Below are 8404 nucleotides of genomic sequence, written 5' to 3'. Positions count from 1 at the left end.
CGGGAAGGCGACATTGCCCAGCACGGTCAGATGCGGCAGGAGCGCGAAGTTCTGGAACACCATGCCCATCTTGTGGCGGCGCAGCCGGATCAGCTCGGCGGGGCCGGCCCGGGTCAGGTCCTGGCCGTCCAGCAGCACCTGACCCCGCGTCGGCTCGATCAGCCGGGACAGGCAGCGCACCAGCGTCGACTTGCCCGACCCGGACAGGCCCATGATGACGAAAATCTCGCCCTCGCCGATGGCGAGGCTGGCATCGGCCACGCCCGCCACCAGCCCGGCCCGGTCCAGCGCCGCATCGTCGGGATGCGGCCCCAGCCGGTCCAACGCAGCGCCATCGGCAGCGAACAGCTTCCAGATGCCGCTGGCCGCGAGCTTGACCGGGCGGGCCGCCGCCATGGCCGGTCCTACTGGCCGATCCAGGGCTTCCAGCGGCTCTCGTTGGCCGAAACCCACTCCTCGACCACCGCCTCGACCGGCCGGCCGTCCAGGTCGACCGCTGCGATCATCCGGCCCATCTCGTCGTTCTCGACATGGAAGGCCTGGATCGCCTCGTGCGCGCCCGGCCACTTCTCGGCCACCCCCTTCCAGGCGACCTTCCAGATCGGCCCGCGCGGCTTGGCGCAGTCATGGGTGAGGTCAGGATTGATGCCCCAGGCCGGATCCTCGTAGCAGGCCTTCTCGTAGGGCGGGAACGCCACCCATTCGCCCTCGTACTTGATGGGCGCCCAGTGCGGCGCATAGATCCAAAGCAGGATCGGCGCCTTGCGCTGGTAAGCGCTCTCCAGCTCGGCGAACAGGGCCGCGTCGGTCCCGGCATGGACCACGACGTAGGGCAGCTCCAGGGCCTCGACCCGCTCCTCGTCGAACCCGCCCCAGGTCACCGGCCCACCCAGATAGCGCCCGTCCGGGGCGGTCTCGGCGGTCGAGAACAGCTCGGCGCAATCGGCCAGCGCCTCCCAGTCCGGCAGGCCCGGGCACTGCTCCTTCACATAGGTCGGGTACCACCATTCCTCGATCGCCTGCATCCCGGTCTCGCCCAGGTTCTCGACCTGGCCCGTCGCGGTGGCCTCGTCCATCGCCTCGCGGCCGGTGGTCTCCCAGATCTCCATGGCAACATGGAGGTCCCCGGTCTTCAGCCCGGCGAACTGGGCCAGATAGTCGGCCTGGACGTACTCGACATTGTAGCCGGCCTTCTGCAGCACCGAGCCCATGATCCGGGTGGTGATGAGCTGACCGGTCCAGTCGTGCAGGGTGAGCTTGATCGGGTCGTTGGATTCGACCGCACCAGCATTCCCACCGGCGAGCGCCATCGGCAGCGCCACGGCAGCGGACAGCAAGAGATGCCTCAGCATAGCTTCTCCCTCCCCATTATCGGGCCGCTGGGCGTGGCGGGCTCAAGACCCGTCCGTCATCGGTCCTTTCCCGGAACTGTCCGCCTGCCGCGGTGCCTGGGTCAACAGGGAAACCACAACTTTGTTGATTTCGCGAGGGACGAGGCTCAGCTTCGCGCCGGACGCAACGAGGCCGGCGCATGTTTCCCACCAAATGGCAGACCGCGATCATGACCACGCTGCGCGAGCGTGGCCGCTGCACGATCAGCGAGCTGGCCCAGCACCTGAACGTGTCGGACGAGACCGTGCGCCGCCACACCCGGGCACTGGTGGAGGAAGGCCGGCTGGTGCGCGCTCATGGCGCCGTGGCGCTGCCGCTGGCCCAGGCCGAACCGCCCTTCTCGCGGCGCTTAAGCGAGCGCACCGAGATCAAGCGCCGGATCGGCCGGGCGGTGGCCGGCCAGATCCAGGACGGCCAGACGGTGATGCTGGACGGCGGCTCGACCACCGCGTTCGTGGCCGAGGCCCTGCTGGAGCGGCGCGGGCTCACCGTCGTCACCAACGCGCTGGAGATCGCCCGGACCCTGCTCGGGCGGCAGGAGCACCGGGTCTATCTCGCCGGCGGCGCGTTCCGGGCCGATATCGGCGCGGCGGTGGGTCCCGAGGCGCTGGCGCTGATCGACCAGTTCCGCGCGGACGTGGCGATCCTGTCGATCGGGGCGATCGATGCCGCCGACGGGTTCATGGATTTCGACCTGGACGAGGCCCGGATCGCGCGGGCGATGATCGATGCCGCCGCCCGCACGGTCGTCGCGGCCGACGGCAGCAAGCTGGGCGCCAGGGCCAGGGTACGGGTGTGCCGGTTCGAGCAGGTCGACACGATCGTATGCGACGTCCCCCCGCCCGCCACCCTGCAGTCACGCCTGGCCGGCACCGAGCTCGTCTGGCTGACGGCAGCGGCGGACACGGGCCCGGCTGCGCCCGACCTTACGCAGGCACCGGCAGACGCGCCGTGAGTGCTGCCCGCAGGGCATGATTCCCCCTGCGACCCATCGATTTCTGTCGGTTCCTTCCTAGCCCGATTCTTGCAAGTCTGAGCTGTGCTTTCACGCGTGTGAAGGGCACGGCACTACACGCTTCAGGAAGGGTTCGACCGATGAGCACGATCACCACCAAGGACGGGACCACCATCTTCTACAAGGACTGGGGGTCCAAGGACGCCCAGCCGATCATGTTCCACCACGGCTGGCCGCTCAGCGCGGACGACTGGGACAGCCAGATGCTGTTCTTCCTGCACGAGGGCTACCGGGTGATCGCACATGACCGGCGTGGCCACGGGCGCTCCAGCCAGACCGATACCGGCAATGAGATGGACACCTATGCCGCCGACGTGGCCGAGCTGGTGGCCACACTCGACCTGAGGAATGCGGTCCATGTCGGCCATTCCACCGGCGGCGGCGAGGTCGCCCACTATGTCGCCCGCGCCGAACCCGGCCGGGTGGCCAAGGCCGTGCTGATCGGTGCGGTGCCGCCGGTCATGGTCAAGTCCGAGAAGAACCCGGGCGGCCTGCCGATCGAGGTGTTCGACGGCTTCCGTGCGGCACTCGCCGCCAACCGCGCCCAGTTCTATGTCGATATCCCGGCCGGCCCCTTCTACGGCTTCAACCGGGAAGGCGCGAAGGTCTCGCAGGGTGTCATCGACAACTGGTGGCGCCAGGGCATGATGGGTGGGGCCAAGGCCCACTACGACTGCATCAAGGCCTTCTCCGAGACCGACTTCACCGAGGACCTGCGCAAGATCGAGGTGCCGGTCCTGGTCATGCACGGGACGGACGACCAGATCGTGCCTTATGCCGATTCTGCGCCCCTGTCGGTGAAGCTGCTGAAGAACGGCACGCTCAAGTCCTATGACGGCTTCCCGCACGGCATGTGCACGACCCATCCCGACGTGATCAACCAGGACCTGCTGGCGTTCATCAGGGGCTGACGGCCAAGGGCTCAGGCGCAGCCCGGCGGCGGAGCGGCCGCCGGGCTGCCGCGCTCATGCTGGTGGGAAGGCGCTCAGAAGTCCGAGGTCAGGTCGTTGCCATCGCCGCCGCGGCCGAGATCATTGCCGAGTTCCAGGTCGATGACGTCATTGCCCCCCGGCCCCGCACCTGGTCGTCACTGCCATCGGTGAAGATCAGGTCACGCATCTTGCCGTGTCCTCCGGCATCGAACCCATCAGGGCTGCCATCTGCGCCCAGCCAGCGCTGTGTCGCCCTGTTCATTTCCTGCTGGCAATGCTGGCGTGTCTACTGCAGCCGACGCGCCAGAGCCAAAAGCAGCAGAACCAGGGCGATCGCTGCCGCCGCGAGGAAGACCAGACCGCCCAGCAGCCCGATCGCATCCGCGACCGCCCCCAGCGCCACCAGCGGGATGGTGTTGCCAAAGTAACCGGCCACGTAGAACAGCGACACGATGGTCGCACGCTGGTCGGGAGGCGCCACCAGGTTCACCGTTCCGGCCGCCCCCACGAACGCCGCGCCATAGCCGACCCCGACCACCAGCACGCCGCAGATGAACAGGAGCGGCAGGCCGACCCACGCGCCGAGCGTGCAGGCCAGCAGTGCTGCCACCACCAGCACGGAGCCCCGGATCATGCACTTGGCCGGATCACGCTGGCGGCAGATGAACTGAACGGTGCCGGCGACCAGCTGGAAACCTGCCAAGGTGAAGGCGCCGACGGCAGGATGGTTCAGGTCGAACAGCCGAGCGGTAAAGGTCGGCCCCAGCGCCATGAAGGTCGAGCCGATCGACCAGGACAGGATCAGAGCGATCGCCGCGGCGAAGAATGGCACGCGGATCAGGCGCAGGGTCGGCAGCACGCCGCCGGAGCGCTCCGGCCAGTTGGCGACGCTGGTGGCGGGCACGCGTGCCACGATCGGCCAGGGCAGTGCCACCAGGGCCAGGGCGGTGACGAGCGACAGGCAGGCCAGCAGGGCAAACGGCAGCTGGGTAGGCCACCAGCCGAGCTGCAGGGCAACCGCACTGATGATTGGCCCCAGCGACGCGCCCGCAGTGAACGCGACCGAGGCCATGACGGCGGCACGCACCCGGTCCTGGCGTGGATCGAGTTCCACCATGGCGGCATTGGCGGCGCCGACCATCGCACCGGTGCCAACACCGGCCAGCAGCCGCCCGGCGAACAGATGGAAGACGCTGTCGGCCAGAGCGAACATCGTGGCACCCGCGGCGCAGACCAGCAGAGCCGGGACGATCACCAGCCGCCGGTCGGGCAGCCGGTCGGACAGACGGCCCAGGATCAGCAGGGCCGCAAGCGTGCCCACCGAGTAGATCGCGAAGATCGCGGCGGTGGTCGTGGCGCCGAAATGCCAGCGGGCCTGATAGACAGCATAGAGCGTCGAGGGCGTGGTGCTGTTCAGGATGGCAGCGCAGATGGATAGCGCCACGAAGAAATGGGCAGCCGATGTCCCGGTGCGGGCGGCGGCCGGACAGTGCGCACGGGTCATGCTCGGATCCACTCGGACGGGTGGCCTGGAGGTTGGCCACCCCTTCCGGCTGTGCCGGCAGGCCACGGCACGCCGCAACCCTCCGCTGCGTGTGCCGCGCGCATGGCTGCCATCCGCGCGCTGCCGCTCCAGCTGTTCAGGCCAGGGCCTGATCCAGGTCGGCGATCAAATCGTCCGCGTCCTCCAGCCCTACCGAGAAGCGGAACACCCCTTCTCCGGCCAGCGCCCGGTAGCGACCTGCCGCCGCCTCGCCCATCCGCCAGGACGCACTGATGATGTCATCGGTCGGAATGTAGAACAGCAGGCTCTTGGTCTTGCCGAGCGACACGGCCGGCGAGATCACCCGCAGCCGCTCCGCCACCTGCCGCGCCATCCGGGCATTGTCCTCCTTCAGGGTGAAGGACAGGAGGCTGGAGAAGTTGCGCATCTGCCGCCTCGCGAGCTCGTGCTGCGGGTGCCGCGGCGAGCCCGGCCAGAGCACGCGCAGGACCTTGGGATGTTCCGCCAGCCAGGCCTCGAGCCTGCGGGCGTTGCTCTCGTGCAGGGCCATGCGCGGCACCAGGGTCTCCATGCCGCGCATGATCAGCCAGGCGGCGAACGGCGAGAGCGAGCCGCCCAGATGGATCAGGCTCTCCTTGCGCAGGGTCGTGGCGCGCTCGGCGGTCGTGATCACCGCGCCGCCCAGGGCATCGCCGTGGCCGCACAGATATTTGGTGAGCGAGTGGATGACATAGTCGGCGCCCAGTGCCAGCGGCCGGGTGCCGAGCGGGGTCGCGATCGTGCTGTCGACCGAGAGCGGCACGCCCCGCGCGCGGGCCAGCTCCGCCACGGCGGCGATGTCGGTGATGCGCAGCGTCGGATTGGCCGGGGTCTCGACATGCAGCAGCTTCGTGTTCGGCCGGAACGCCGCCGCCACGGCTGCCAGGTCCGACGTGTCGACGAAGCTCGTCGCAATCCCGAGCCCGGCCAGCTGGGCATGGGCCAGCTCCGCCACCCCGGCATAGCAGACCTCGGACAGGATCAGGTGGTCGCCCGCCCGCAGCCGGTCGAGGAACAGGGCGGTGACCGCCGCCATGCCGCTCGCGAAGCTCACCGCCGCCTCGCCGCCTTCCAGCGCGGCCAGGCGGGTCTCCAGGAGCTGCAGGGTCGGGTTGCTCCAGCGGGTGTAGAAATGCGGCGTCGCCGCGTCGATGTCGGCGGCGGCGAACCCGACCGCGTCCGGATGGGTGAAGAAGCTGGTGGCCAGCACCGGCGGCGGCGCCGCGGGCGCGCCGACCGCGCGGTCCTCGGCACCGCCGTGCAGGGCCAGGGTCGCGTCGCCGAGGGAAGCAGGATCAGCCAAGAGACCGGTCTCCAGGAAGCGAAGATGCCGCCAGTCTAGGCACGATGCGCCGGCCCGTCAGCGCGACCTGCCGGTCAGTGCCGGATCAGGTGCGCCAGGAAGTCGGCCAGGCGCCGGCTGGCCGGCCGTTCCAGGAGCTGCCTGGGTGGGCCCTCTTCCACGATCCGGCCACGCTCCATGAACACGAGCCGGCTGCCGACCTCGCCGGCAAAGCCGATCTCATGGGTCACCACCACCATGGTCATGCCCTCGCGCGCCAGCTGCTGCATGACCTCCAGCACGTCGCGGATCGTCTCGGGGTCGAGTGCGGAGGTCGGCTCGTCGAACAGCAGGACCTTGGGCTTCATCGCCAGAGCGCGGACGATCGCGACACGCTGCTGCTGGCCGCCGGACAGCTCGGCCGGATGCACGTGCGCCTTGTCGGCCAGCCCCACCTTGGCGAGCAGCTCCATGGCGTTCGCCTCGGCCTCGGCGCGGCTGGCCCTGCCGCGGCGCACCGGAGCCAGCGTCATGTTGCGCAGCACCGTCAGGTGCGGGAACAGGGTGTAGTCCTGGAACACCATGCCGACGTCCGGGCGGATCCTCGTCCAGGCCCGGTGGTCGCGCAGCCCGATCGGCTGGCCGTCGATCGTGATCGTGCCGGATGTCGGGATCTCCAGGCCGTTCAGGCAGCGGATCAGCGTGCTCTTGCCCGAGCCGGACGGCCCGATGATGCTCACCACCTCGCCCGCATGGACGTCCAGGTCGACGTCGACCAGCGCCTGCACCGCGCCGTAATGGCGGTTCAGGCCGCGCGCGGAGATCAGGGGCTCGGGCATGGGCGGTTCTCGCATCAGATCGCCGGGGCGTTGCCGCCGCCCAGCAGCCGCCGCCTGGCGCCCACCGCACCCAGGCGCCGCTCCCAGCGCCGCGTGCACCAGGTGAGCGCCGAGCAGAGCAGGAAGTAGGCCACCAGCACGAAGGTGTAGACCTGGAAGGCCGGGTCCGAGCCCTCCATCACGGTGGTGCGCTCCACCACGAGCCGGCCCATCGCCAGCATCTCCGAGACCCCGACCAGGGCACCCAGCGTGGTCGACTGGATCAGGAGGGTGAGCAGGCCGGCAAAGGCCGGCAGGATGCCGCGCAGCGCCTGGGGCAGCAGGATGAACCAGAAGATCTCCCATTCCTTCAGGCCCAGGGCCCGGGCGCTCTGGCTCTGGTGGCGCGGCACCGCCTGGAGACCGCCGCGCACGATCTCCGCCCCGTTCGCCCCGCCCCACAAGGACAGGCCCAGCACCACCGCGCCATAGGGGCTGAGCGGCAGCCCCAGCAGGGGCGCTCCGAAGAACACGAAGAAGATGTTCACGATCAGCGGCACGCCGCGCAGGAACTCGACATAGACCTTCACCAGGGCCCGGACCCACCAGGGCCGCACCATCGCCAGCGTGCCCAGCACGAAGCCGATCACGGTGGATGCGATCAGGGTGACGATGCCGATCTTGATGGTCTGCCAGAAGCCGTCCAGGAACAGCGGCCAGTTGGCGAGGATCACGTTCATGCGCGGAACGGCCTCTGCAGCACGTGCTCCACCCGGCCGGCGACGAAGGACAGGACGAACACCAGCGCCAGGTAGACGACCACCAGCACGGTGAACATCTCGAGCATCCGAAAATCGATCGCCATGCGGTCCACCGCCACGAAGGTCAGCTCCATCAGGCCGATCGCCTGGAGCATCGAGCTGTTCTTCACCAGCGACACCGAGGTGTTCAGCATGCTGGGGATGGCGACGCGCAGCGCCAGCGGCAGCGAGACCTTGACCAGGAACTGCCAGGGCTTGAGCCCCAGCGCCTGGCCGGCCTCGCGCAGGCCCTTGTTCACCGTCTCCAGGCCGCCGCGGATGCTCTCGACATGATAGGCGGCCGCCCACAGCGCCAGCGAGAGGACCCCGCACCAGAACAGGGACAGAGTCAGCCCGATCGCGGGCAGGCCGAACACGATGAAGAACATCTGCACCAGCAAGGGCGTGTTGCGGATGAACTCCACGTAGAAGGCGACGAACTGCCAGAGCCCTGGGATCCGCAGGTAGCGCGCGGCGGCGCCCAGGACGCCCAGCACGATCGAGAACAGCATCCCGGCGAGGCTGACCTCGATCGTCACCAGGAGCCCGCGCCAGAGCGCCGGCAGATGGCGGACCAGATAGGCGGGGTCGAACTCCATGAGCCTATGGGCTCAGCCGCGCC

The 8404-nt window shown here is 69.2% G+C and carries 9 protein-coding genes; 2 read left to right on the top strand and 7 right to left on the bottom strand.

The features are described from left to right. Together VNS22_RS27390 and VNS22_RS27385 are read right to left on the bottom strand one after the other, a co-directional pair. Window positions 1-396 (bottom strand): ATP-binding cassette domain-containing protein (locus VNS22_RS27390; protein ID WP_325738253.1); only part of this gene is annotated, 396 nt, incomplete at its 3' end. An 8-nt stretch (window positions 397-404) separates the two neighbouring features. Beyond that, window positions 405-1352: an ABC transporter substrate-binding protein gene (locus VNS22_RS27385; protein WP_325738252.1), complete on the bottom strand. Its 948-nt coding sequence runs from the start codon at window positions 1350-1352 to the stop codon at window positions 405-407. A 179-nt stretch (window positions 1353-1531) separates the two neighbouring features. On the opposite strand from VNS22_RS27385, the gene VNS22_RS27380 reads away from it, so the two are divergent. Next, complete coding sequence (locus VNS22_RS27380; RefSeq protein ID WP_325738250.1) at window positions 1532-2347, top strand: DeoR/GlpR family DNA-binding transcription regulator; 816 nt, start codon at window positions 1532-1534, stop codon at window positions 2345-2347. A gap of 140 nt (window positions 2348-2487) precedes the next feature. Then, complete coding sequence (locus VNS22_RS27375) at window positions 2488-3318, top strand: alpha/beta hydrolase (RefSeq protein WP_325738245.1); 831 nt, start codon at window positions 2488-2490, stop codon at window positions 3316-3318. A gap of 307 nt (window positions 3319-3625) precedes the next feature. On the opposite strand, the gene VNS22_RS27370 is transcribed toward VNS22_RS27375, so the two are convergent. From VNS22_RS27370 to VNS22_RS27350, 5 genes are all read right to left on the bottom strand, one after another. Next, a complete protein-coding gene (locus tag VNS22_RS27370; RefSeq protein ID WP_325738243.1) occupies window positions 3626-4843 on the bottom strand; it encodes an MFS transporter in 1218 nt (405 codons plus the stop codon). A gap of 136 nt (window positions 4844-4979) precedes the next feature. Beyond that, window positions 4980-6185: a PLP-dependent aspartate aminotransferase family protein gene (locus VNS22_RS27365; RefSeq protein WP_325738241.1), complete on the bottom strand. Its 1206-nt coding sequence runs from the start codon at window positions 6183-6185 to the stop codon at window positions 4980-4982. Between the two features lie 74 nt (window positions 6186-6259). Then, window positions 6260-7003 carry an amino acid ABC transporter ATP-binding protein gene (locus VNS22_RS27360; RefSeq protein WP_325738239.1) on the bottom strand — a complete coding sequence of 248 codons (744 nt, stop codon included), beginning with the start codon at window positions 7001-7003 and terminating at the stop codon, window positions 6260-6262. Window positions 7004-7017: 14 nt separating this feature from the next. Further along, entirely contained in the window at window positions 7018-7722 is a 705-nt protein-coding gene (locus VNS22_RS27355) for an amino acid ABC transporter permease (RefSeq protein WP_325738237.1), read from the bottom strand. Next, window positions 7719-8381 carry an amino acid ABC transporter permease gene (locus VNS22_RS27350; RefSeq protein WP_325738236.1) on the bottom strand — a complete coding sequence of 221 codons (663 nt, stop codon included), beginning with the start codon at window positions 8379-8381 and terminating at the stop codon, window positions 7719-7721. The genes VNS22_RS27355 and VNS22_RS27350 overlap by 4 nt, the downstream gene beginning before the upstream one ends. Between the last annotated feature and the right edge of the window lie 23 nt (window positions 8382-8404).

The organism is Geminicoccus sp. (assembly GCF_035556675.1).
Classification (GTDB): domain Bacteria; phylum Pseudomonadota; class Alphaproteobacteria; order Geminicoccales; family Geminicoccaceae; genus Geminicoccus.
The sequence above is the reverse complement of the archived record's forward strand: the minus strand, read 5'-3'. Positions and strand labels throughout refer to the sequence as shown.

Excerpts from the sequence above, each read along its gene's own strand:
- VNS22_RS27350 (WP_325738236.1), bottom strand. The coding sequence starts at position 8,381 with ATGGAGTTCGACCCCGCCTATCTGGTCCGCCATCTGCCGGCGCTCTGG.
- VNS22_RS27385 (WP_325738252.1), bottom strand. The coding sequence starts at position 1,352 with ATGCTGAGGCATCTCTTGCTGTCCGCTGCCGTGGCGCTGCCGATGGCG.
- VNS22_RS27380 (WP_325738250.1), top strand. The coding sequence starts at position 1,532 with ATGTTTCCCACCAAATGGCAGACCGCGATCATGACCACGCTGCGCGAG.
- VNS22_RS27355 (WP_325738237.1), bottom strand. The coding sequence starts at position 7,722 with ATGAACGTGATCCTCGCCAACTGGCCGCTGTTCCTGGACGGCTTCTGG.
- VNS22_RS27375 (WP_325738245.1), top strand. The coding sequence starts at position 2,488 with ATGAGCACGATCACCACCAAGGACGGGACCACCATCTTCTACAAGGAC.
- VNS22_RS27360 (WP_325738239.1), bottom strand. The coding sequence starts at position 7,003 with ATGCCCGAGCCCCTGATCTCCGCGCGCGGCCTGAACCGCCATTACGGC.
- VNS22_RS27370 (WP_325738243.1), bottom strand. The coding sequence starts at position 4,843 with ATGACCCGTGCGCACTGTCCGGCCGCCGCCCGCACCGGGACATCGGCT.